Source organism: Streptomyces oceani (genome assembly GCF_001751245.1).
Taxonomy (GTDB): domain Bacteria; phylum Actinomycetota; class Actinomycetes; order Streptomycetales; family Streptomycetaceae; genus Streptomyces; species Streptomyces oceani.
Genome location: NZ_LJGU01000002.1, coordinates 1 through 203, shown reverse-complemented (window position 1 = coordinate 203; position 203 = coordinate 1). Strand labels below are relative to the sequence as shown.

At 74.9% G+C, this 203-nt stretch carries 1 protein-coding gene; it reads left to right on the top strand.

The window, feature by feature from the left end; genetic code table 11:
• A partial coding sequence (locus tag AN216_RS31185) for a KR domain-containing protein (RefSeq protein WP_139140792.1) occupies positions 1-203 on the top strand: 203 nt, incomplete at both ends.

Below are 203 nucleotides of genomic sequence, written 5' to 3'. Positions count from 1 at the left end.
GTGGCGGTGCGGGGTTCGGGTGTGTGGGTGCGTCGGGTGGTGCGGGCTGGTGTGGCGGAGGTGGGTGTGGGTGGTTCGTGGGTGCCGGGGTCGGAGGCGGGTGCGGTGTTGGTGACGGGTGGTACGGGTGCGTTGGGTGCGCGGGTGGCGCGTTGGGCGGTGGAGCGGGGTGCCCGGAAGCTGGTGCTGACCAGCCGCCGCGG